Source organism: Streptosporangium sp. NPDC002607, from assembly GCF_053592655.1.
Map to the genome: position 1 here is coordinate 251,641 of NZ_JBSFWD010000009.1, position 22,555 is coordinate 274,195.

A 22,555-nucleotide genomic window follows, 5' to 3' on the forward strand; every position below is an offset into this window, starting at 1 on the left:
CTCCGGCGACCCGCGCCCGCTGGCATGGGTCACCGCGCGGCCAGCTCCGCCACGATCCTGGGACCCAGCTCGGTCACGTCGCCCGCGCCCATGGTCAGGACGATGTCCCCCGGCCTGGCCAGGCTCGCGACCAGGGCGGGCACGCCGTCCCGCTGGGGGGCGTAGGCCACCCGCTCCGCGGGCAGCGGCACCTTGCCCGCCACCAGCGCCCCCGACACGCCGGGCTCGGGATCCTCGCGGGCGCCGTAGACGTCCAGGACGATGGCCTCGTCGGCCAGCCCGAGCGCGATGCCGAACTCGTCGGCGAAGAACCTGGTGCGCGAGTACAGGTGCGGCTGGAAGACCGCGATGACCCTGCCGTCTCCCGAGAAGGACGCCACCACGTCCCGCGCCGCGCGCAGGTCGGCGGCCAACTCGGTCGGGTGGTGGGCGTAGCTGTCGAAGACCGCCACCCCGCCCGCCTCACCCTTGGCCTCGAAACGGCGCTTGGCGCCGGTGAAGGCCGCCAGACCATCACGGATCTCACCAAAGGAGACACCCAGCTCCCCCGCCACCGCGATGACCGCGGCCGCGTTGAGCGCGTTGTGACGGCCCGGGACCGCGAGCCTGACCTCCCCGTGCCCGTGGACCGTGAAGGTGATGCCCAGCCCCTCGGGAGAGATCCCGCCCACCCGCAGGTCGGCGTCCTCCGCCGCACCGTACGTGATCACCTTCAGGCCGCGGGCGCGGGCGATCGGGACCAGCGCGGCGGAGCCGGGATCGTCGGCGCAGACGACCATGGTGTCGGCCACCCGCTCCACGAACCGGGCGAAGCTATCGTGAACCGCACGCGGGTCGCCGTAGTTGTCCAGATGGTCCGGCTCGACGTTGGTCACCACGGCGATGTCGGGGGCCAGCATGAGAAAGGAGCCGTCGCTCTCGTCGGCCTCGGCGACGAACACCCCGCCCGAGCCCTCGTCGGCGCCCAGCCCCGTCGTCACCAGCTGCCCGCCCACACAGTACGAGGGGTCGGCGCCGCACTTCTGCAGCGCCACGGTGAGCATCGAGGTCGTGGTGGTCTTGCCGTGGGTGCCGGCCAGCGCGACGCCGGTCCTGCCCGCCATGACGGAGGCCAGCGCGGCGGCCCTGGGGATGACCCGCAGGCCCTGGCGGAGCGCCTCGCCCAGCTCGGGGTTGGAGTCGCGGATCGCGGTGGAGACCACGACGGTGTCGACCTGCTTGATGTGCGAGGCGGCGTGGCCGATGTGCACCCTGGCCCCCAGCTCCCGCAGCTCGGTCGCCATGTCCGACCCTCGCGCGTCGCTGCCCGAGACCTGCACGCCCCGTTTAAGCAGGATGCGCGCGATTCCGGACATCCCAGAACCGCCGATCCCGATGAAGTGGACCCGTCCCAGGTCTCCGGCCGCAACCGGATCCACCAGCTTGACCAGGCTCATCGGCCGCTCACCCCTCCTCGTTCGCCGCGCGGACGCCCTCGGCCCGCCCTGCCCTCTCGCCGGAGGCGAGCGCGGGCAGCCCCGCGCTCACCGCGTCGGATCCGCTCCGCGCCCATTCAGCCTCTCCCTCGCACCGCGGCCTGCAGCACCCTGTGCGCCAGCGTCACGTCGGCGTCCTTCCTGCCCATCTGAGACGCCGCCTCGGACATGGTGACCACACGTTCGGGGTCGGACAGGATGGGCAGCACGTTCTGAATGATCCACTCCGCTGACAGCTCGGCGTCGTCGATCATCAGGCCGCCGCCGCCCTGCACGATCGGCGTGGCGTTGAGCCGCTGCTCGCCGTTGCCGTGCGGCAGCGGGATGTACGCGGCCGGCAGGCCCACCGCCGTCAGCTCGGCGCAGGTCATCGCGCCGCTGCGGCACAGGGCGAAGTCGGCGGCGGCATAGGCCAGGTCCATCCGGTCGACGTACTGCAGCACGACGTACTGCGGGTCGCCGGGCGGCGGTTCCTCCTCCAGCGTGTTCTTCGGGCCGATGACGTGCAGCACCTGCACTCCGGCCCGGCGCAGCACGGGGGCGGCGGCCAGGGCCGCCTGGTTGAGCGAGCGGGCCCCCTGGGAGCCGCCGGTGACCAGCAGCGTGGGCAGGTCGGCCTCCAGACCGAACCAGGACCTGGCCTTGTCGCCCATGGACAGCCGGTCGAGGTTGACGATCTCACGGCGCAGGGGGATGCCGATGTACTCGGCGTGGTTCAGCGGCGTGTCCGGGTGGCCGGTGAACACGTGGTCGGTGAGGCGCGCGCCCAGCCGGTTGGCCAGGCCGGGGCGCGGGTTGGCCTCGTGGACCACGATCGGCACGCCGCGCCGCCGCGCCGCCAGGTAGGCGGGGGTCGCCACATAGCCGCCGAAGCCGACCAGGACGTCGGCCTGGACCCGGTCCATGATGGCGGCGGCCGCGTTGATGGCGCCCGCCAGACGGCCCGGCACGCTCAGCAGCTGGGGTGTCAGTGTCCGGGGCAGCGGCACCGCGGGCACCAGTTGCAGTTCATACCCCCTGGCCGGAACCAGCCTGGTCTCCAGACCTCGCTCGGTGCCGAGGCAGGTGATCCCGATGTTGGGGTCGAGTTGGCGCAGCGCGTCGGCCAGAGCCAGCGCCGGTTCGATATGACCGGCCGTCCCGCCGCCGGCGAGGACCACCCTCATGTCGGTCCTTTCGCTTATCGTCTTCCACGGCCCGGCCGTCGTTTCCTGGCCGGACCACCCAGGCCAAGCCAGCTTAGGCCCCGCGCCACCGGTCCGGGGCCATGGGCCGCGAGAGCCTCGCGGGCGCCGGGTTCGTGCTTGGCGAACGACAGGAGCATGCCGAGGGCGGCCAGGGTGGGCAACAGGGCCGACCCACCGTAGGAGACCAGCGGCAACGGGATACCGGTGATGGGCAGCACGCCGATGACGGCGCCGATGTTGACGATCGCCTGACCGGCGATCCAGGCGACCGCGGCGGCGGAGGCGAGCCGGACGAACGGGTCCTTGACCCGGGTGGCCACCCGCAGCCCCGCGTAACCCAGCAGCCCGAACAGGGCCACCACGACGAGCGTGCCCATCAGTCCGAGCTCCTCGCCGAGGATGGAGAAGATGAAGTCGCTCTCCGCGTGCGGGATCCAGCTCCACTTCTGCCTGCTGGACCCCAGGCCCAGCCCGAACCAGCCGCCGCTGCCCATCGCGATCTGCCCCTGCACGGCCTGGAAGCCGGCCCCCTGGGCGTTGCCCCACGGGTCGAGCCAACCCGCGATCCGTGCCGAGCGGTAGCCCTCGGTGCTGATCATGACGATGGTCGCGAGCACCGCCACCGCGAGGATCCCGCCGAACAGCCTCAGCGGCGCGCCCACCACCCAGAGCAGCGACAGGAAGATCATCATCAGCACCAGCGTGGTGCCGAGGTCGCGCCCCATCATGACCATGACGGCCAGGATCGCGGTGCCCGGCATCAGCGGGATGAACAGGCTGCGCCACTCGATCAGGCCGTTGCGCGCCCTGCGGGCCAGCAGGTCGGCCCCCCAGATCGTCAGCCCGAGCTTGGCGGGCTCGGACGGCTGCAGGTAGATGGGGCCGAGGTCGATCCAGCGCTGGGCGCCGAGCTGGGAGGTGCCGACGAACAGCACCAGCACCAGCCCGAGGATCGACAGCGCCATCAGCGGGTAGCCGGCGAGCCTGAAGAACCGGGGCGGCAGCTGGGCGCAGATCCACATCAGCGGAAGGGCGATCCCGGCCGAGACCGACTGCTTGAAGAACCAGTAGAAGGGATCTCCCTTCTCCTGCAGCGCCTCGATGCTGGATGCCGACAGCACCATCATCAGGCCGAGGACGAGCAGCAGGGCGCTGCACCCCAGGATCAGGTAGTACGAGGTCAACGGCCGGTTGAGCAGCTCGCGGAAGGCGAGCAGGTGCTCACGGAAGCCGTCCTGCCCCCGGGGGGCGCTCTCCTGCGCCGTCGCGCTCACGCCCGTCCCCCGTCGTGCCCTGCGGCGAGACGGTGCACGGCTCGGGCGAACGCCTCCCCTCGTGCGGGATAACCGGAGAACATGTCCCAGGAGGCGCCGGCCGGGGCCAGCAGCACGGTGTCTCCGGGGGCGGCGAGCCTGGCGGCTTCGGTGACGACACGGTCCATGACCCCAGTGTCTTGCCCGGCCACCTCCACCACCGGAACATTCCCGGCGTGTCGCGCCAGAGCCTCGCGAATTCGTTCGCGGTCGGCGCCCAGGAGGACCGCACCGCGCAGGCGGGGCGCGGCGCAACGTACCAGCTCGCCGACGTCCGCGCCCTTGAGCTGCCCGCCCGCCACCCAGACGATCGACGGGTAGGCGGCCAGCGAGGCGGCGGCGGCGTGCGGGTTGGTGGCCTTGGAGTCGTCCACGTAGTCGACCTCGGCGACCCTGGCCACGTGCGCGATCCGGTGGGGGTCGGGCACGAAGGCCAGCAGGCCCTCGCGCACCGCGGCGGCGCTAACCCCGTAGGCCCTGGCCAGTGCCGCGGCGGCGAGCGCGTTGGCCACGTTGTGCGGCGCGAACGGGCGGACGTCGTCGAACGAGGCGAGTTCCTCCGCGTTGGCCGCGGGATCGGCCACGAACGCCCGGTCCACCAGCAGGTCCTCGACCACGCCGAGCCGGCCCGGTGAGGGCACGCCGAGGGTGAAGCCCACGCTGCGTACCGCCGTGCCCTCGTACGGCGCGGCGAGACGGGTCGCCCACTCGTCATCGGCGTTGTACACGACGATCCCGGCCCTGGCGAAGATCTCCCCCTTGACCCGGGCGTACTCCTCCATGGAGCCGTGCCAGTCGAGGTGGTCCGGCGCCACGTTGAGCACCGCGGCCGCGTACGGGACGATGCTGGGCGAGCGGTGCAGCTGGAAGCTGGACAACTCCACCGCCAGCACGTCGCCGGCTCCGGCGACCGCCTCCACCACCGGGGTGCCGACGTTGCCGACGGCGAGCGCCCGGTGCCCGGCGGCCAGGAGCATCGAGGTGAGCATCCGGACCACGGTGGTCTTGCCGTTGGTACCGGTCAGCGCCAGCCAGGGAGCGGCTCCGCCCGGGCGGAGCCGCCAGGCCAGCTCGACCTCGCCGATCACCTCGATCCCCGCCGCCGCGGCCGCGGCGAGCAGCGGGTGGTGCGGCGGCCAGCCCGTGGTGACGATCAGCGAGGTGCCCTCCGGGGGCTCCGCGGGCTCACCGAAGCGGACCTCGACACCGAGCTCGGCGAGCTCGCCCGCGAGCGCCCTGGCCCGCTCGCCGTCCCTGCCCTCCAGGACGACCACCTTCTCGCCCCTCGCGGCCATCGTGCGGGCCACGGCCGTGCCCGAGACCCCCAGCCCGGCGACGCAGATCACATGGCCTTTCCCACTCACAGCCTGGGCATCCATTCCACGTAGAAGATCCCCAGCCCGGCGGCCGCGCACAGGGCGGCGATCAGCCAGAAGCGGACCACGATGGTCGTCTCGGCCCAGCCCTTCAGCTCGAAGTGGTGCTGGAGCGGGGCCATCCTGAAGACCCGTTTACCGGTCATCTTGAAGGAGCCCACCTGGATGATCACCGACATGGTGATCAGCACGCACATCCCGGCGAGGATGATCAGCAGGAGCTGGGTCCTGGTGGTGATGGCCAACCCGGCGAGCACGCCGCCCAGGGCCAGCGAGCCGGTGTCACCCATGAAGATCTTCGCGGGTGGGGCGTTCCACCACAGGAAGCCGACCAGCGCGCCGAGCACCGCCGCGGCGACCACGGCCAGGTCCAGCGGGTCGCGGACCCAGTAGCAGTTGGGCCCGAGCTGGGTGGTGCAGCTGTTGCGCAGCTGCCAGTTGCCGATCAGCACGTACGAGGCCAGCACCACACCGGTGGCACCGCTGGCCAGGCCGTCGAGACCGTCGGTGAGGTTCACCGCGTTGGAGAAGCCCACGATCATGATTAGCACCCAGATGATGAACCCGATGAGCCCGATGGAGGGGCCGAAGTCCCTCAGGAACGACAGGCGCGTCTCGGCCGGGGTGATCAGGTAGGCGTTGGGGAAACGGGTCACCAGGACCGCGAAGACCGCGCCGACGATGAGCTGGCCCAGCGCCTTGGCACCGCTGCGCAGGCCCAGGCTGCGCTGCTTGTAGATCTTGATGAAGTCGTCCAGGAAGCCGACCGCGCCCAGGCCCGTCATCAGGAACAGCACCAGGACCGCGGAGACCGTGGGCGGCGTGAAGCTGTAGAGGTGGGCGCAGGCGAAGCCGACCAGCGCGGCGATCACGATCACGGTGCCGCCCATGGTGGGGGTGCCGCGCTTGTCGTGGTGGCCGGAGGGGCCCTCCTCCCTGATGCTCTGCCCGTAGCCGCGCCGGGAGAACAGCCGGATCGCCAGCGGCGTGCCCAGCATGGACAGCAGCAGGCTGATCGCCGCCGCGACGAGGATCTCCCTCATCGGCGATCACCCCCGAGCAGCGCCGCGGCCACCCGCTCGAGGCCCGCGGCGCGCGGTCCCTTGACGAGCACGACGTCACCGGGGGCCAGCAGCGCCGACAGCTCCGCGCCCGCCTGTGCCGCGTCGGCGGCGTGCGAGACCCGGATGGCGCCCTGGACCCCGGCCGCCGGGGTGTCACCGAAGGCGACGACGGGCGAGAGGCGGGCCGCCGAGCCGGTGCCCGGCGGCTCTCCCGCGCCCGGCGGGCCGCCCACGGCGCGCGAGGCCTCCGCGTGCGAGGTCGGTCCGGCATACGCGGCCGGGGCGCCGGCCGCCGGTACGCGGCCCGCGGCCTCCCGTACGGCGGCCTCCGCCCCGGCCAGGATCGGGTCGGCGTCGGGGCCGACGACGAACAGGCCGGCGAGACCCGCGCCCCCGGCCAGCCGGCCCAGCTCCTCGTTGAGCGCGGGACCGTCCTCGCCCAGCTCGCGCAGGGAGGCGATGACCGCGAAGCGGCGGCGATCGCCCGCGAGCGCGTCCAGGGCGCCGAAGGCGGCGCGCATGGAGTCGGGGTTGGCGTTGTAGGCGTCGTTGATCACGGTCACCCCGTCCTCGCGGTCGGTGACCTCCATCCGCCAGCGGCTGCGGGGCTCGGCCTCCGACAGCTCCTCGGCGATGGTGGCGACCGGCAGGCCGAGCTCGTAGGCGGCCGCCGCGGCCGCCAGCGCGTTCTCCACCGCGTGCTCGCCGTACAGGCGGAGGCCGACCGGGGCGGCGCCGGACGGGGTGCGCAGCGTGAAGGAGGCGCGCCCCCGGTCGTCGACGGTCACGTTCTCGGCCCGCACGTCGGCGCCGGAGGCCCGGCCGTACCAGGTGACGCGGGCACCGGTGCGTCCGGCCATGGCGGCCACCAGCGGGTCGTCGATGTTGAGCACGGCCACGCCGTCGGCGGGCAGCGCCTCGACCAGTTCGCCCTTGGCCCTGGCGATCTCCTCCTTGCCCCCGAAGACGCCCAGGTGGGCGGTGCCGACGTTGAGGACCACGCCGATCCTCGGCGGGGCGATACGAGTCAGGTGGGTGATGTGCCCGGCTTCGCGCGCGCTGAGCTCGAGCACCAGGTAGCGGGTGTCCTCGTCGGCCTTCAGCACGGTCAGCGGGTGGCCGATCTCGTTGTTGAACGATTCGACGGGGGCGACCGTTGGACCGATCCTGGCGGTGAGCCTGGCCAGCAGGTCCTTGGTGGTGGTCTTGCCCGCCGAGCCGGTGATGCCGATGACCGTGGTCGCCGGCAGTTCGGCGCAGACGGCGGTGGCCAGGCCGGTCATGGCCGTCACGGTGTCGCCGACGATGACGGCGGGGACGTCGACTGGCCGGGAGGCCAGCACGGCGACCGCCCCGGCCTCGATGGCCTGGGCGGCGAAGTCGTGCCCGTCGACCCGGTCACCCTTGATCGCGACGAACAGCGACCCCGGTTCGACGGCGCGGGAGTCGATGACGACCGGGCCGCGCACCACCGCGCGTGGGTCGGCCATGCCCGCGAGGGCCCCCGAGGTGATCTCGGCGATTCTGGCCAGCGGCAACGGGATCATGATGCGTCTTCCCTACTCTCCATACGTGCTTCGGCGCCCGGTGCGGTTCCGGCGCCTGACGATCGCGTCGGCCACGACCTGCCTGTCATCGAAAGGAAGCACCTGGTCGCCGATGTACTGGCCCTGCTCGTGACCCTTGCCGGCCACGACGACGACGTCACCGAAACCCGCCCGGCCAATGGCCAGGTCGATGGCCGCGGCACGATCAGGCTCAATGATCACATGTGCGCGTCCGTCCTGGGACACACCGAGAACTCCGTCCATCATCTCCGCGAGGATCCGCAGGGGATCCTCAGAGCGGGGGTTGTCGCTGGTGAGAATAGCCACATCTGCCAGCCTTGCGGCGGCTTCTCCCATCATTGGGCGTTTACCACGGTCACGGTCACCCCCGCAGCCAAGGACCACAATGAGCCTGCCCGCGGTGACCTCGCGCAGCGAGCACAGGACCGACTCGACCGCGCCGGGCTTGTGCGAGTAGTCGACGATGGCCTGGAAGTCCTCCCCGCCGGGAACCCGCTCCATCCGGCCCGGAACTCCTGCCAGCGTACCTATGCCCGCCACCGCGGTTCGCAGCGGCACACCGGCCTCCACCAGTGCGACGACGGCGCCCAGGGCGTTGGCCACGTTGAAGGGGCCGGGCAGGGCGATCGTCGCGGCCTCCTCGACGCCGCCGGGGCCCACGATCTTGAAACTGCTGCCCTCGGGTCCCAGCCGCACGTCCACGGCCCGCCAGTCGGCCTCCACGGCGCCCTCGGCGGAGAAGGTGGTCATCGGGATCTTCGCGGTGCCGAGGAGCTCCCGCCCGTGGGCGTCGTCGATGTTGACGACGCCCACCCTGCTCATCTCGGGGGTGAACAACCGGGCCTTCGTCGCGAAGTAGTCGTCGAGATCCCGGTGGAAGTCGAGGTGGTCCTGCGACAGGTTGGTGAACAGCGCCACGTCGTAGGACACCTCGTCGACCCGGCCCAGCGCCAGCGCGTGGCTGGAGACCTCCATGGCCGCGGCGGTGACGCCCTGCTCGCGCATCAGGGCGAACAGGCCCTGCAGGTCGCTGGCCTCCGGCGTGGTGAGCTTCGGCGCGAAACGCAGCTCACCGACGTGGATCTCCACGCCCCCGATCAGCCCCGGCCGGTGTCCTGCGGCCCGTAGTCCGGCCTCCAGCAGGAAAGTGGTGGTGGACTTGCCACTGGTGCCGGTGACGCCGATGACCATCACGTCCGCCGCGGGATTGCCGTACACCCAGGCGGAGACCTGTCCCAGCAGGCGGCGCGGGTTGGGCACTACGAGGACCGGCAGGCCGGTCGCGACCGCGGCCTGCCTGCCCGCCTCGTCGGTCAGGATCGCGGCGGCACCCGCGGCGAGGGCCTGCGCGGAGAAGTCGGCCCCGTGGGCCGTGGCCCCCGGCAGCGCGACGTAGAGATCTCCACGACACACCTGGCGCGAGTCGATGGTGATCCCGGACACCGCGGCCAGCGGCGCTCGTGACGTGCCCGAGGGCGCGCCGATGAGGCTCGCCAGCCCGGAGAGCGGACGGGGTGAACTGGTTGAGGGTCGCATGGACGACGGGGGATGCACGGCGAGAGCGTACCTTCACTCGTCACCTCCCTGCGCGTATCCGCACCGGGGAGGGCCGGGTTCCGGTCGGGGGAATCTTCCCGCTCTTCAACGCGAACGTCATCAGCTGCTTGAAGACCGGGGCGGCGATCTCCCCACCGTAGTGGCCCTGCTGGGGATCCTGGAGCACCGCCAGGACGACCAGGCGGGGCTTGTCCACGGGAGCAAAACCAACGAACGTCGCGGTATATCCGCAGTAGCCCTGGCATCTGGTGTCATAGCGCATCGCGGTGCCCGTCTTGCCCGCCACCCGGTAGCCGTCGATCGCGGCGAGGTTGCCGGTGCCCTCCTCGCTCACGGCGGCCTCCAGCATGGCGGCGATCTCCCGCGCCGTACGCTCACCGACCACCCGGGTCCGCTCACCCGGCGCGGACGGCGTGAACGCGCCGTTCTCGCCGGTCGTACCGGCCACGATCTGCGGGGTGACGCGCACCCCGCCGTTGGCGATGGTCTGGTAGACGCTCGCCGTCTGGATCGCGGTCACCGAGATGCCCTGGCCGTAGGCGATCGTGCAGCGCTGGCTGCCCGACCAGTCCTTCCAGTCGGGCAGGAGCCCCGCCTCCTCCCCCGGCAGCCCGGTGCCGGGTTTCGCGCCGAAACCGAAGCGCTGGAGCATCGAGTGGAGCTTCTCGTCGCCGATCTTCTGGGTGGCCAGGATCGTGCCCACGTTGCTGGAGGTCGCCACGACGCCCGAGAAGGTCAGGCGCTCGGTGGCGTGCGGGTGGGAGTCCTTCAGCACCCGGTCGGCACACCTGATCTGGTCGGGGACGGTGAACAGGGTGTCCGGCCGCACGGCCCCCGACTCCAGCGCCGCCGCGGCGGTGATGACCTTGTTGGTGCTGCCCGGTTCGAACACGTCCGTGACCGACCGGTTGACCCGGTCCTCCACCGGGGAGTCCTTCCAGTTCCTCAGGTCGAGCTCCGGCGCGTTCGCCATGGCGATCAACTGACCGGTCTGCACGTCCATCACGATGGCGCTGCCGGTGCGCGACCCGGTGGCCTTGACCTGCTCGCTGATCGCCTTCTGCGCGGCCCACTGGACGTCGCGGTTGATGGTCAGCCGCACGTCCCTGCCCTCGACCGGCGCCCGCAGGGTGCTGCGGGTCATCGGGATGCGCTGCCCCTTGGCGCCCGTCTCGATGATCTGCTCGCCGTCCCGGCCCGCGAGCAGCTTGTCGTAGGTGCTCTCCAGCCCGGCCAGTCCTGTGCCGTCGGTACCGACGAAACCCAGCAGGCTGCCCGCCAGGTCACCGCCCGGGTAGTCACGCCGGTAGCGGTGCTTGCTGCCGACGCCCTTGAACTCGTACGCCATGATCCGCTGGGCGAGCGCGGGATCGACGGCAGCGGCGATCTGCTCGTAGTGGCTGGTGCCGTCGGCCAGCTTGGCGGCGATCGGATCCTTGGCCTCGTTCAACTCCTTGGCCAGGACCGTGGCCACCCGGTCGCGCTGCGCGGCGACCACCTGAGAGGGGTCCACGAAGATCTCGCGCGCCTCCAGGGTCAGCGCGAGCTCGTGTCCGTTGACGTCGGTGATCGAGCCCCTTCTCGCGGGCAGCTTCTCACCCTGTACGCGCTGCTTGGCCGCCTCGGCGGTGTAGACCTTCGAGTCGAGGCCCTGAAGCTGGATGAGCCGCCCCGCGAAGATGGACAGCACGAAGGTCATCGCCATCAGGCCGATGCCGATCCGCCTGCGGGGGTTGCCCAGGCGCAGCACCGCGGACGGGCGCGCCGGAGGCCGCGGTGGCCTGCCGCCACCGCGTCCCATCGCGCGCGTGTACTCCTGCTCCTGGGGCCGCTCGTCCCCGCGCCTCGGCGCGGGCCTCGCCCGGCCCGGCGGGCCCGGTGACTCCTGGGGTCGTGCGGACCGCACCGGTCCACGCGCGGTCTCGGAACCGGTGGGCCTGCGCGGCGCCGAGGGGCCGCCGGGCCTGCCGGAGCCACCCGTCGCCCGGAGCGCGGAGGGGACGTCCGGGGCCCCGGAGGCGCCCCTGCCCGGACGCGCGCCCGGCCGGCCGGGCGCGCCGGGGACGGGCGGCCTCGCACCGGGCCCCTGCCTGCCGGTGGCACCCTGCCGCCCCGGAGAGCCGGATCTGCCGGACGTGCCCGCGGCCGGCGGCCTCGCCGGAGAGCCGGACCTGGCGGGCCTATCGGATTTATCAGATTTATCGGATCCGCCAGGTCTGCCGGTGCCCTCCGAGGCCGCCGGCCTGCCGGGCGAGCCCGTCCTGCCGGGACCGCCGGAGGTGGAGGCCCGGCCGGAGCCGCCCGAGGCGGACGGCCTCGCGGCGGAGCCCGACCTGCCGGTCCGCCCTGCCCCCTGGCCCTTACCGGGTCCTTCGGCGGAGGATCGCCCCCTGGCCGCACCGGACGCCTTCTCGTCTCCCTGTCCCCTGGCCGGAGAACCCGCCCGGCCGGAGCCCGTGGTGGACGGTCTGCCCGAAGAGCCCGCGCGACCGGAACCGGACGACCTGCCCGAGGAACCGGGCCTACCCGGCCCGTCGACGCCCTGCCCCCGGCCGGCGGAACCCGCACGGCCGGCACCAGCGGAACCGGACGATCTCGACGAGCCGGACCTGCCGGACGCCGGGGGCCTGCCCGGGGAGGCGGGCCCGCCGGGGCTGTCGGGGACACCGGGAGCACCGGAAGGCCCGGAAGGCCCGGTGCCGTCGGAACCGGGCTTGCCGGGGACGTCCGAGGCTCCGCCGGGACCGCCCGTCCGGCCGGGGCCGCCGGGAGACCGGCGGCCGGAGTTTCCCGCCGATCCGCCCGAGGAGCCGCCGCGGCCCTGTCCGGGCCCTCGTCCGCCGCTCTCTCTCACCGGCCCGTGCCCGGCACTCGCTCCTGCCCTGCGGGCGTCTGACCGTCGCTGGCGGCACTGCTGGCGGGTTTGTCGGGGGTGATGACGCGCGCGGTGTCCCAGTCGGGCCCAAGCCCCTGGTACTCGTTGTTCTTCGCGACCGCGTCGGGCATCTCCCTCCGCATGTTCTCGCTCTGCTTCGCCTCTTTCTCGATGCGCAGCCCACTGATCTCCTTGCGCAGCCCGTTGGCCCGGAAGGAGTCCTTGGCGAGCACGGCGTTCAGCAGCAGCAGGCTGACCAGGCCGCCGCAGAGCAGGCCGACCACGAGCAGCAGGAAGGGAGCCCTCGGCGCCCGCGCGCGACGGGCCGCGGGAGCCGCCTGGGCCGGCGCGGCCGGACCGGAGACGGGCCTGACCGGACCGCTGCGGCGCCCCTGCGGCATCGCGCGGGGGACACGCACGGGACGCGCGCCGCGACCGGGCACGGCACGGCTGGGCGCGGCACGTCGGACGTCTGTCTCACTCCTCGTCAACTGCCTCACGGATCCTCTCTGCCGCCCGACACCGGGCAGAGGCCGCCCGCGGGTTGCGGGCCACCTCCTCTTCGCTCGGAAGCTCGGCTCCCCTCGTCAGGAGCGCGAACCGCGGCTGGTGAGCCGGCAGCGGGACAGGGAGGCCAACAGGGCCGGTGTCCCTGGTCCGCGCGGTGATGACCTGCTTTGTCAGCCGGTCCTCGAGGGAGTGGTACGCGAGCACGACGACGCGCCCGCCCAGCGTCAATGCGTCGAGCGCGGCTGGGAGCGCGCGTTCCAGCGCCGTCAACTCCGCGTTCACCTCGATCCGCAACGCCTGAAAAGTCCTTTTAGCGGGGTTGCCCCCGGTCCTGCGCGTAGCGGCGGGGATCGCCGTCCGGACGATCTCCGCAAGCCGCTTGGTAGACGTTATGGCCTCCCTGGCCCTTTCCTTGAGGATTAGATGCGCGACACGCGGGGCGAATCGTTCTTCTCCGTAATCCCGCAGGATCCGGATCAGCTCGGCGGCCGGATAGGTGTTGACCACGATCTCGGCCGTGAGCTCCTCGTCACGGTCCATCCGCATGTCCAGCGGCGCGTCGTAGGAGTAGGCGAAACCACGCTCGGCCTCGTCCAGTTGCGGGGAGGAGACCCCCAGGTCGAACAGGGCCGCGTCGACCCGGGGGTGGCCGGCGTCGGCCAGCACCTCGGAGAGCTCGTCGGAGACCGCGCGCACCAGCGTGATCCGGTTCGCGTACGGCGCGAGCCTGGCCGTGGAGCGCTCGATGGCGGTGGGGTCGCGGTCGATCCCGATCAGGTGGAGCGAGGGGTGTGCGGCGAGCAGCGCCTCGGCATGGCCGCCGAGTCCGAGGTTGGCGTCGACGAGCACCGGGGCGGGGCGGGCCAGCGCCGGAGCGAGCAACTCCAGCACCCGGTCGAGCATGACCGGGACGTGTCCCCCCGGCGCCTGGAGATCATGGCTGTGGTTCTCGGCGCGCATGAAGCGCAACCCTCCTTATTTCCCGCCCCGTCCCATGGACGCGCGGCGGACGCTCACCGGTGTCTTGAAACTGGCCCCCACCCCCGGGGCCGTCCGGCCAGGTCCCCATCCGCACCCGCGTATCCGTCCGTCACCTGACACCGGGGAAGGTGCATCAGCTGACGGGCAGGTGGTTGCGGGTGGAGACCTCGCCGAACGACGTTTTACCGATGAGTCGACCGTGGAGTCACAAAATCCCTGGCAGCACCTCCTCCGACAGATCGGCGAAAGCCTGCTCTTGGTCGGCCAGATAGGCGCTCCAGGCGTGCGCGTCCCAGATCTCCAGCCGGGTGTTGGCTCCGATGACCACGCAGTCACGGCGCAGGCTGGCGTATTCGCGCAGAGCCTGCGGAACGGTGATCCGTCCCTGCTTGTCGGCGACCTCGTCGGATGCGCTGGCGAAGAGGACACGACTGTAGTCACGGACCGCCTTGGCGGTCACCGGCGCGTTGCGCAGAGCCTCGGTTATGCGCTGGAACTCCTCTACGGGAAAGACGTAGAGGCAACGCTCCTGGCCTTTGGTGATCACCAGACCCTCCGCCAGCTCCTCACGGTACTTCGCCGGCAGGAACAGCCGTCCCTTCTCATCGAGACGCGGGTGGTGAGTGCCGAGGAACATCGGCTCCACCTCCCGTGCCCAGCGGAAAACCAGGCGTCGCGGCCTTGCCCTCCACTGCGCACCACCATACTCCACTTCTCTCCACCGTCAACTGATTCCGCGCCTCTTCACGGCAGGTTTCGTCGACATTTCCCCAGTTCAAATGGGGTGGTGCGGAGTGGAGGGGGTAAGCGGCCCGTCATACGTCATGGGCGTGTCGGGAAGATTGCCAAATAGTCCAAAGATCATGAAATGGACTGTAAGGCGGTGAAGAATGATGGAAGGTGAAACAGCACCATGCCCGTCACAGGATCGACACGTCACTCGCACAGGAACGCGACGATCATGGCGCACACTGTGGCTGATCACCCGAAATCATCCTTGATGACCACATAAGGTCGCCGTTGGAACGCGCGGCGCCGTAGGGTCGTAAACAGAATGAGTAACGGGATCGCAAAGATTCCGCAACGGCAACCCCCGGCGCACAACCGCCGCATCCTCATGGAGGCCTGGTGGCAGTAACTCATGACGTCTCACCTCAGCTCGATGATCTTGTTGTCACCGCGCACCGGATCCGCCAGTCGATCGAATCGGTGATCGAAGGCAAAAGTGACGTCATCCGCCTGACCTTGACCGTACTACTCGCCGAGGGCCACCTGCTCATCGAGGACGTGCCCGGAGTCGGCAAGACCATGCTCGCCAAGGCATTGGCGCGCTCCATCGACTGCCCGGTGCGCCGCGTGCAGTTCACCCCCGACCTGTTGCCGAGCGACATCACCGGGGTGAGCGCCTACAACCAGCAGACCAGGGAGTTCGAGTTCAAGCCGGGCCCGGTCTTCGCCAACATCGTGGTGGGCGACGAGATCAACCGTGCCTCCCCGAAGACCCAGTCGGCGCTGCTGGAGTGCATGGAGGAGCAGCAGGTCACGGTCGACGGGGCGACCTACCGGCTGGACTCCCCCTTCATGGTGATCGCGACACAGAACCCGATCGAGATGGAGGGCACCTACCCCCTGCCCGAGGCTCAGCGCGACCGGTTCACCGCCAGGATCGCGATGGGCTACCCGGCCCCCTCCGCGGAGCTGGAGATGCTCGACGTGCACGGCGCCGCCTCCCCGCTGGACAAGCTGGAGCCGGTGGCCACCACCGAAGAGGTGCGGGCGCTGATCGAGGCGGTGCGCGGGGTCTACGTCTCCCAGCCGATCAAGAAGTACGCGATCGACCTGGTGACCGCCACCCGCCAGTCCCCCGACCTGAGGCTGGGCGCCTCTCCTCGCTCGACCCTGCAACTGGTCAGGGCCTCGCGGGCGCACGCGGCGCTCGCCGGCCGCGACTACGTCATTCCCGACGACCTGCAGGAGCTGTCCATCCCCGTGCTGGCGCACCGGCTGCTGCCCAGCATCGAGGCTCAGGGGCAGCGCCGCCCGCCCGAGCAGGTGATCGCCGACCTGGTCCGCCGGGTTCCCGTTCCCGAGGCCCAGGCCCGGTGACCTCCGGCCTCAAGGCGCTCACCGCCCGCGGCCGGTCCTTCATCGCGTCCGGCGTCGCGGCGCTGCTGTGCGCCTTCCTCCTCGGCGAGCACGACCTGCTCAGGATCGGCGTGCTGATCGTCTCGCTGCCGCTGCTGGCGGCCATGGTGGTCGCCCGCACCCGCTACCGGCTGAGCTGCGCGCGCCGTCTGGATCCGCCCAGGACCGAGGTGGGCAGCGAGGCCACCGTGACGCTGCGGCTGGAGAACGTCACCCGGCTGCCGACCGGTCTGCTGATGGTCGAGGACACCGTTCCCTACGCCCTCGGCGCCCGGCCCAGGTTCGTGCTGGACCGGGTGGAGCCGCAGGGTATCCGGGAGATCGACTACCGGGTCCGCTCCGACCTGCGCGGCCGCTTCACCATCGGCCCGCTCTCCATCCGGATCAGCGATCCCTTCGGCCTGGTCGAGCTGACCAGGTCGTTCACCATCAGCGACACGCTGATGGTGACGCCCCAGGTGGTGGCGCTGCCCCAGGTCCGTCTGGTCGGCGAGTGGACGGGCGGCGGTGACAGCCGTACCAGAAGCGTCGCGGCGGCGGGGGACGACGACGTCGCCCCGCGCGAGTACCGGCAGGGCGACGACCTGCGGCGGGTGCACTGGCGCTCGACCGCCAGGCACGGCGAGCTGATGGTCCGGCGCGAGGAGCAGCAGTGGCAGAGCAGAGGTGCGCTGCTGCTGGACACCCGGCGGTACGCCCACCGGGGTGAGGGCCCGCGCTCGTCGTTCGAGACCGCGGTCTCGGCCGCCGCCTCCATCGGCGTGCACCTGGCCCATGAGGGTCTCGGCCTGCGCCTGGTCACCGACCAGGGGGCCGAGCACCTCACCGACAGCGGGCTGAGCCTGTCGCTGCTGGACACCCTGGCCATGGTACGGGCCAGCCCGGCGCGGTCGCTGGAGTACGGCGTCGGCGCGCTGCGCCAGGGCGGCGGCGACGGGCTGATCGTGGCCGTGCTCGGCAAGATGGACCTCGACCAGGCCCAGGAGCTGGCCAGGGTCAGGCACGGCAACATGACCGGCGTGGCCGTGATGCTGGACGTGGCGGGATGGGAGCATCCCGAACTCGGCGAGAACGAGGACTTCCAGGCGGCGCGGGCGGTGTTGACGGGGACGGGCTGGCGCGTCGTGCGACTGGCCGCCGGCGCCTCCGTCGCGAGCGTGTGGCAGGACGCCGCGCAGCGCGGGCGATCCTTGGCGAGCAGGGGCAACGCATGAGACTTCCCATCGCGTCGGGCGTGGCCACGGGAGCGGTCGCGATCGCGCTCTATCCCCTCTTCCAGGGCGGCGCCTGGTTCTGGACCAGCCTCGGCGCGATCCTGGTCGTGACCGGGATCGGCGTGCTGGCCGGCCACTACAGGCTGCCCGGCTGGCTGGTGCCGCCCGCCCAGGTGCTCGCGGTCTGGATCTACCTGACCACGGTGTTCACCGGCGACGAGGCGTGGGCGAGGGTGGTGCCCACGAAGGAGTCGGTCCTGGCACTGGCCGAGCTGCTGGCGACGGGCTTCGCCGACATCCAGCGGTTCGCCGCCCCCGTGCCGGACAGCGACGGAATCGTCCTGCTCACCTGCGGCGGCGTCGGCCTGATCGCGATCACCGTCGACCTGCTGGCCGCGCGGCTGCGCAGGGCGGCCCTCACCGGGCTGCCGCTGCTGGCGCTGTTCACCGTCCCGGCGGCGGTGATCGCCGAGCCGATCAGCTGGCCGGCGTTCATCATCGGTGCCCTGGGCTATCTCGGCGTGCTCGTCGCCGACGGACGGGAGCGGGTCAGCCACTGGGGCCGGGCGGTGCTGGTGCGCCGGACGTCCTCCTTCACCGTCACGCGGCCCTCCTCCGATGCCGGGACGCTACGGCTGTCCGGCAGGCGCATCGGTTTCACCGCGATCGTGCTGGCCGTCCTGCTGCCCTTGCTGCTCCCTCCGCTGGAGCCCAACCCGCTGTTCTCGTTCGGGGTGGGCAACGGCAAGGGTGGCGGCAACTCGATCAGCATCCCGAACCCCATCGTCAACCTGCGCGGCCAGCTGTCGCTGCCGGAGAACTCCACGGTGCTGACCTACACGGCCAGCGACGGCGCGGCGCGCTACCTGCGGATGTACTCCCTCGACGTCTTCGACGGCGAGCAGTGGACGATGTCGGAGCCCAGGGGCCGCCCCGAGGACCGGACCTCCGACTCACCCATGCCACCGCCCCCCGGCCAGGACGTGGACGTGCCCGTCACGCCGGCGACCCTCGACATCACGGTGAGCGAGCAGGTCAGGAGGCTGAGTTTCCTGCCACTGCCCTACCCCGCGTCCAGGGTCACGGTGGAGGGCGACTGGCGGCCCGACCGCGACACGCTCATGGTCTTCTCCACCAGGAACACCGCCGAGGGCCTGACCTACCAGGTGGTCACCGCCGAGCCCGAGCCCACGGCGGAGAAGCTCAGGGCGGCGGATCCGGCGGCCCCGGCGATCAAGGAACGGTACCTGGGACTGCCGGAGAGCCTTCCCGGGGAGATCAGGGAACTGGCCACCCGGGTGACCAAGCGCGACTCCAGCCAGTACGAGCAGGCGATCCAGCTGCAGGAGTTCTTCACGGAAAAGGGCGGGTTCACCTACGACCTGTCCACTCAGGGGCACGACGGCCCGGCGCTGACGGAGTTCCTGATCCGCAACAGGACCGGCTACTGCGAGCAGTTCGCCGCCTCCATGGCGGTGCTGGCGCGCGTCCTGGGCATCCCCTCCCGGGTCGCCATCGGCTACACCGGAGGCGGCAACCTGTCCGGGCAGTGGCAGGTGCGCACCCATGACTCGCACGCCTGGCCCGAGCTGTACTTCGAGGGAACCGGATGGCTCCGTTTCGAGCCCACACCGACGGGCGGGGCGGGCCAGGGCAGCGCGACGGTGCCCTCCTACACCCGGCCCGAGGTGACGTCGGCCACCCCCGACGAGCCGATCACGGCCCCGTCGGCGGACCCCGGCGACTCCGACCCCACCGGCGGGGCGGCGGCCGGCCGCCGTGACCGGACGCTCGACCTCGACTCCGGCGGCCTGCCGATCGCACTGGACGAGGGCATGCCGCCGGCCGCGCGAATCGGCATCGGAGTCGTGATCGCTCTGCTGGTCGCGCTGATTCCGGCGATGATCCGCTGGCAGCTGCGGGCCCGCCGCGGCAGGTACTACACCCGGCAGGTCAGGGACCCCGACGACGAGGATCCGACCGGCGCCACGGCACTCAGGGTCAAGCGGCGGGAGTCGGCGGTGAGGGCGTCCTGGGCCGAACTCGATGACGCGCTGTGCGACTACGGGATGTCACGGCAGCCGAGTGAGAGCCCGCGCGCGCTGGCCAGGCGGCTGACGGAGCAGTACGGGTTCGAACCGGAGGCCGCCGCCGCGCTGGGGAGGATCACCTCGGCGGTGGAGCGGACGCTCTACGCCAGGACCCCGGGTGAGACCGGCACGCTCCGTGCGGACCTGCGAAGTGTACGGCGGGCGCTGGCCGCCACCGTGACCCGTGGCAGGCGGATCAGGGCTGTGCTGCTGCCGCCCTCCACGCTCCTGCGGATGCGGGGGCTCGGCGGGCGGGTGCTGGACGGCTTCGACCGGCTGGAGAACATCCGGCTCCGCAGGCCGGCCAGGAAGGGCGCCTGAGCAGGGCGGGTTCACCGGATGGCAGGGGCCGCTTCCAGTCGGGAGCGGCCCTCGTCGTCAGGGGGTCGGGGAGGAGATCCGCCGCCGCGAACGGCGGCGAGCCCGGCGGCTAGTGCTCGTCGTTACGACGGCGCCAGCGCTCCTCCATGCGTTCCATGAAGCTCTGGCGGGAGCCACTGCGGCGTCCCCCCTTGCCTCGCGGCTGATCGGACGGTACGGCCGCGCCGGCCTCACCGAACCCGTTCATCCGCTTCCAGCTGGACAGACCCCACAGACACGCGGCGAGCATGACCACGAAACCGCCGACGCCGAGCGGGATGTTGATGATCACAACGCCGACCATCAGCAGGACGACACCCAGGATGAAGCCGATGGAGGCCTTCACCAGGCGGCGCCTGTAGTGGCTGCGGGGATCACTGATCCTGACGGTATTGGCCCACTTCGGGTCCTCGGCGTAGAGTGCCTGCTCGATCTGGTCGAGCAAGCGCTGCTCGTGCTCAGAGAGCGGCACGGCGCCTCCCAAGGACAGCCCCAGGACGGGGAAGACGGTGACGGACGACACGGGGTGTCCGAACCTCGCGGTCGGTTATCCCCAGAATACGAGGCTGTAGACGTAGACGAAAGAAAACGTCCAACGTAGTCCAAACCGGAGGCCGCGTCATGGTTCTATTCCATCAAACGGCGGGCGAACAAGGGAGGCCGGGAGCACCGCATTGTGACCGAATCTGCGGGCGGCCCTGTCCATCGCCTGCTCGGCTTCCCGCCAGCCCGTCTCACGCTCTCCGAGGCCGAGCTGCCTGCTCGCCCCGTCGGCCGGGCTGAGGTTCTCCACCCGGACTCCGACCAGCCTCAGCTGGACGTTCTCCAGGCCGGAGGCGGTGTAGAGGGCGCAGGCGACGTCGTACAGGATCTTGGCCACGTCTGTGGGCTCGCGCAGGCTCCGGGAGCGGGACAGGGTGGTGAAGTCGGCGCGGCGGAGCTTGACGCTGACCGTGCGGCCGACGCTGCCCCCCTGCCTGAGTCTGGCCGCGACCCGCTCGGAGAGCCGGAGAAGCTCCCTGCGGATCTCCACGGGGTCTGCGATGTCTGTGGCGAATGTCTCTTCCGCGCCGATGCTCTTGTCGGGAACGTGCGGGGTCACGGGGCGCTCGTCACGCCCCCAGGCGAGCGCCGCGAGGTGCTCGCCCGCCGCCTGCCCCAGCTCGCGCCGGAGCGTGTCCACCGGGACCCTGGCGAGATCGCCGACCGTCTTGATGCCGAGCCGGGCCAGCGATCGCTCGGTGCGCTCCCCGACACCCCACAGCGCCGCCACCGGGAGCGGGTGCAGGAAGTCGACCACCCTGTCGGCGGGAACCACGAACAGTCCGTCCGGCTTGCAGTGGCGCGAGGCGAGCTTTGCCACGAACTTACTGTTGGCGACTCCCACGGAGCAGGTGACGCCCTGCTCGCGCACGACCTGTTCACGGATCATCCGGGCGATCTCCGCCGGGGGGCCGAGGCGCTTGCGTGCCCCGCCGACGTCCAGGAACGCCTCATCGGAGGCTATCGGCTCGACCTCGGGGGTGAAGGTTTGGAAGATCTCCATGACACGCCGGGAGACCTCCGCGTACTTGCCGCGGCTCGGCGGGATGATCACCGCGTGAGGGCAGAGCCGTCGGGCCCGGGTCATGGGCATGGCCGAGTGCACCCCGAACCTCCGGGCCTCGTAGGTGGCGCTGAGCACCACCCCGCGCGCGCCGGGCGCGCCGATGATGACGGGGGTTCCGCTGAGCTCGGGGCGGTCGCGCAGCTCGACACCTGCGTAGAAGGCGTCCATGTCGACATGGAGGATCGGGCAGCCGGTGTCGTCCGTCCCCAGGTCCGATTCCGGGCGCGGCATCTGCTGCTTTCTCGACACGACGCCATTCTACGGGAACACGCGTTCGATGTGGTGCTCACCGGTGACCAAGCACATGCAGTTGGGTCGCGATGTCGCGGAGAACCGGGTGCGCCGCCGCCGCCTGCTCCAGGTCGACCAGGGCGCGTGCGGCTCCGGGTTCGCCGTCGAGCAGCCTGCTGGGCACCAGGTCGGCGAAGATCCGCACACCGTGCACCTCGCCGGACGCGAAGCCGGTCACGGCGAGAAGCCGCTCCAGTGCCTCACGGGTGAAGCGCCTGGGAGTGGGGTCGCGGTCGCCCCAGCGGCCCTCGGGGTCGTCCAGGACCTGGCGGGCCTCGTCGAAGCGTCCGGCGAAGGCCCGATGCAGCGCGGCGGCGAGCGGGTTCGCGGCGAGCACGCTGATCACGCCGCCCTCGCGCAGCAGGCCGGCCATGGCCGTCACCGCGCCGACCGGATCCTCCACGTACTCCAGCACGCTGTGGCAGAGCACCAGGTCGGTGCCACCGCCCGGGAGCAGCTCCCCCAGGTCCGCGGCGTCACCCTGCAGGGCGCGCACCTCCACCCCCGCCTCCGCCGCGCGGCGCTCCAGCGCGGCGAGCGAGTCGGGGCTGGGGTCGACGACCGTCACGGCGTGGCCCAGGTCGGCCAGGGGAACGGCGAAACCACCCGTGCCGCCCCCGGCGTCGACGATGTCGAGCCGGTCACGGCCCGTCGCGGCCACCCGTTCGGCCAGCACGGCGCTCAGGACGTCCCATACGACCGCGGTGCGGACCGCCGGGGTGCCTGCGTGCCGTGAGATGCCTACGGCGTGCAACTTCAGATCGCCTCCTCATACGTGACGAGCCCAGCCTACGCCGCGCGTCCCCCGGCGCGGCCCAAGGACTATCCATACTCGTAATTGATCGAGTCTTTTTCCCCGTGCGGACGGACCCGGCCGGCGTGCCCCGAGGAAGGCGGTCGGATCCGCGGGAAAAGGGGGCGTCCGGGGGAGGTGCCGGAT

The 22,555-nt window shown here is 71.5% G+C and carries 17 protein-coding genes; 3 read left to right on the plus strand and 14 right to left on the minus strand.

Annotated features, from left to right (window positions below; translation table 11 throughout):
- Positions 1 to 29: 29 nt before the first annotated feature.
- The 11 genes from murC to mraZ form a co-directional block, all read right to left on the minus strand.
- Positions 30 to 1,436, minus strand: coding sequence for a UDP-N-acetylmuramate--L-alanine ligase (gene murC / locus ACWD3H_RS14025; RefSeq protein WP_355619190.1), 1,407 nt, complete (start codon positions 1,434 to 1,436; stop codon positions 30 to 32).
- Positions 1,437 to 1,552: 116 nt separating this feature from the next.
- Positions 1,553 to 2,641: an undecaprenyldiphospho-muramoylpentapeptide beta-N-acetylglucosaminyltransferase gene (gene murG, locus ACWD3H_RS14030; protein ID WP_451955212.1), complete on the minus strand. Its 1,089-nt coding sequence runs from the start codon at positions 2,639 to 2,641 to the stop codon at positions 1,553 to 1,555.
- Positions 2,642 to 2,655: 14 nt separating this feature from the next.
- A complete protein-coding gene (gene ftsW, locus ACWD3H_RS14035) occupies positions 2,656 to 3,936 on the minus strand; it encodes a putative lipid II flippase FtsW (RefSeq protein ID WP_355619184.1) in 1,281 nt (426 codons plus the stop codon).
- Positions 3,933 to 5,354, minus strand: a complete 1,422-nt coding sequence (gene murD / locus ACWD3H_RS14040; protein WP_451955213.1) for a UDP-N-acetylmuramoyl-L-alanine--D-glutamate ligase — start codon at positions 5,352 to 5,354, stop codon at positions 3,933 to 3,935. Before murD ends, ftsW begins: the two co-directional genes overlap by 4 nt.
- Positions 5,336 to 6,394 carry a phospho-N-acetylmuramoyl-pentapeptide-transferase gene (gene mraY, locus ACWD3H_RS14045; protein ID WP_030909848.1) on the minus strand — a complete coding sequence of 353 codons (1,059 nt, stop codon included), beginning with the start codon at positions 6,392 to 6,394 and terminating at the stop codon, positions 5,336 to 5,338. The genes murD and mraY overlap by 19 nt, the downstream gene beginning before the upstream one ends.
- Positions 6,391 to 7,962, minus strand: a complete 1,572-nt coding sequence (locus ACWD3H_RS14050) for a UDP-N-acetylmuramoyl-tripeptide--D-alanyl-D-alanine ligase (protein ID WP_451955214.1) — start codon at positions 7,960 to 7,962, stop codon at positions 6,391 to 6,393. The genes mraY and ACWD3H_RS14050 overlap by 4 nt, the downstream gene beginning before the upstream one ends.
- Before the next feature lie 12 nt (positions 7,963 to 7,974).
- Complete coding sequence (locus ACWD3H_RS14055; RefSeq protein WP_355550940.1) at positions 7,975 to 9,519, minus strand: UDP-N-acetylmuramoyl-L-alanyl-D-glutamate--2,6-diaminopimelate ligase; 1,545 nt, start codon at positions 9,517 to 9,519, stop codon at positions 7,975 to 7,977.
- A 40-nt stretch (positions 9,520 to 9,559) separates the two neighbouring features.
- Positions 9,560 to 11,290: a peptidoglycan D,D-transpeptidase FtsI family protein gene (locus ACWD3H_RS14060; protein WP_451955227.1), complete on the minus strand. Its 1,731-nt coding sequence runs from the start codon at positions 11,288 to 11,290 to the stop codon at positions 9,560 to 9,562.
- A 1,100-nt stretch (positions 11,291 to 12,390) separates the two neighbouring features.
- A complete protein-coding gene (locus ACWD3H_RS14065; RefSeq protein WP_355550944.1) occupies positions 12,391 to 12,834 on the minus strand; it encodes a hypothetical protein in 444 nt (147 codons plus the stop codon).
- Positions 12,835 to 12,892: 58 nt separating this feature from the next.
- A complete protein-coding gene (gene rsmH, locus ACWD3H_RS14070) occupies positions 12,893 to 13,885 on the minus strand; it encodes a 16S rRNA (cytosine(1402)-N(4))-methyltransferase RsmH (RefSeq protein WP_350924515.1) in 993 nt (330 codons plus the stop codon).
- Positions 13,886 to 14,111: 226 nt separating this feature from the next.
- Positions 14,112 to 14,543, minus strand: a complete 432-nt coding sequence (gene mraZ, locus ACWD3H_RS14075; RefSeq protein ID WP_350924513.1) for a division/cell wall cluster transcriptional repressor MraZ — start codon at positions 14,541 to 14,543, stop codon at positions 14,112 to 14,114.
- Positions 14,544 to 15,034: 491 nt separating this feature from the next.
- Here mraZ and ACWD3H_RS14080 point away from each other — a divergent pair, with 491 nt between their 5' ends.
- The 3 genes from ACWD3H_RS14080 to ACWD3H_RS14090 are packed head-to-tail and all read left to right on the plus strand — an operon-like array spanning position 15,035 to position 19,676.
- The gene (locus ACWD3H_RS14080; RefSeq protein WP_350924511.1) at positions 15,035 to 16,012 is read left to right on the plus strand and encodes an AAA family ATPase; all 978 of its coding nucleotides are present in this window, start codon (positions 15,035 to 15,037) and stop codon (positions 16,010 to 16,012) included.
- A complete protein-coding gene (locus ACWD3H_RS14085) occupies positions 16,009 to 17,265 on the plus strand; it encodes a DUF58 domain-containing protein (RefSeq protein ID WP_451955215.1) in 1,257 nt (418 codons plus the stop codon). Before ACWD3H_RS14080 ends, ACWD3H_RS14085 begins: the two co-directional genes overlap by 4 nt.
- Entirely contained in the window at positions 17,262 to 19,676 is a 2,415-nt protein-coding gene (locus ACWD3H_RS14090; protein WP_451955216.1) for a transglutaminase TgpA family protein, read from the plus strand. The genes ACWD3H_RS14085 and ACWD3H_RS14090 overlap by 4 nt, the downstream gene beginning before the upstream one ends.
- 109 nt (positions 19,677 to 19,785) lie before the next feature.
- Here the strand turns inward: ACWD3H_RS14090 and ACWD3H_RS14095 are convergent, their stop codons facing one another.
- The 3 genes from ACWD3H_RS14095 to ACWD3H_RS14105 form a co-directional block, all read right to left on the minus strand.
- The gene (locus ACWD3H_RS14095) at positions 19,786 to 20,187 is read right to left on the minus strand and encodes a DUF3040 domain-containing protein (RefSeq protein ID WP_030909878.1); all 402 of its coding nucleotides are present in this window, start codon (positions 20,185 to 20,187) and stop codon (positions 19,786 to 19,788) included.
- Positions 20,188 to 20,334: 147 nt separating this feature from the next.
- Positions 20,335 to 21,555 (minus strand): DNA polymerase IV, encoded by a 1,221-nt coding sequence (gene dinB / locus ACWD3H_RS14100; protein ID WP_355550973.1) that lies wholly within the window; start codon positions 21,553 to 21,555, stop codon positions 20,335 to 20,337.
- Between the two features lie 55 nt (positions 21,556 to 21,610).
- Entirely contained in the window at positions 21,611 to 22,369 is a 759-nt protein-coding gene (locus tag ACWD3H_RS14105; RefSeq protein ID WP_451955217.1) for a class I SAM-dependent methyltransferase, read from the minus strand.
- Positions 22,370 to 22,555 lie beyond the last annotated feature (186 nt).

Excerpts from the sequence above, each read along its gene's own strand:
- murC (WP_355619190.1), bottom strand. The coding sequence starts at position 1,436 with ATGAGCCTGGTCAAGCTGGTGGATCCGGTTGCGGCCGGAGACCTGGGA.
- murG (WP_451955212.1), bottom strand. The coding sequence starts at position 2,641 with ATGAGGGTGGTCCTCGCCGGCGGCGGGACGGCCGGTCATATCGAACCG.
- murD (WP_451955213.1), bottom strand. The coding sequence starts at position 5,354 with ATGGATGCCCAGGCTGTGAGTGGGAAAGGCCATGTGATCTGCGTCGCC.
- mraY (WP_030909848.1), bottom strand. The coding sequence starts at position 6,394 with ATGAGGGAGATCCTCGTCGCGGCGGCGATCAGCCTGCTGCTGTCCATG.
- ACWD3H_RS14050 (WP_451955214.1), bottom strand. The coding sequence starts at position 7,962 with ATGATCCCGTTGCCGCTGGCCAGAATCGCCGAGATCACCTCGGGGGCC.
- ACWD3H_RS14055 (WP_355550940.1), bottom strand. The coding sequence starts at position 9,519 with ATGCGACCCTCAACCAGTTCACCCCGTCCGCTCTCCGGGCTGGCGAGC.
- rsmH (WP_350924515.1), bottom strand. The coding sequence starts at position 13,885 with ATGCGCGCCGAGAACCACAGCCATGATCTCCAGGCGCCGGGGGGACAC.
- mraZ (WP_350924513.1), bottom strand. The coding sequence starts at position 14,543 with ATGTTCCTCGGCACTCACCACCCGCGTCTCGATGAGAAGGGACGGCTG.
- ACWD3H_RS14090 (WP_451955216.1), top strand. The coding sequence starts at position 17,262 with ATGAGACTTCCCATCGCGTCGGGCGTGGCCACGGGAGCGGTCGCGATC.
- dinB (WP_355550973.1), bottom strand. The coding sequence starts at position 21,555 with ATGCCGCGCCCGGAATCGGACCTGGGGACGGACGACACCGGCTGCCCG.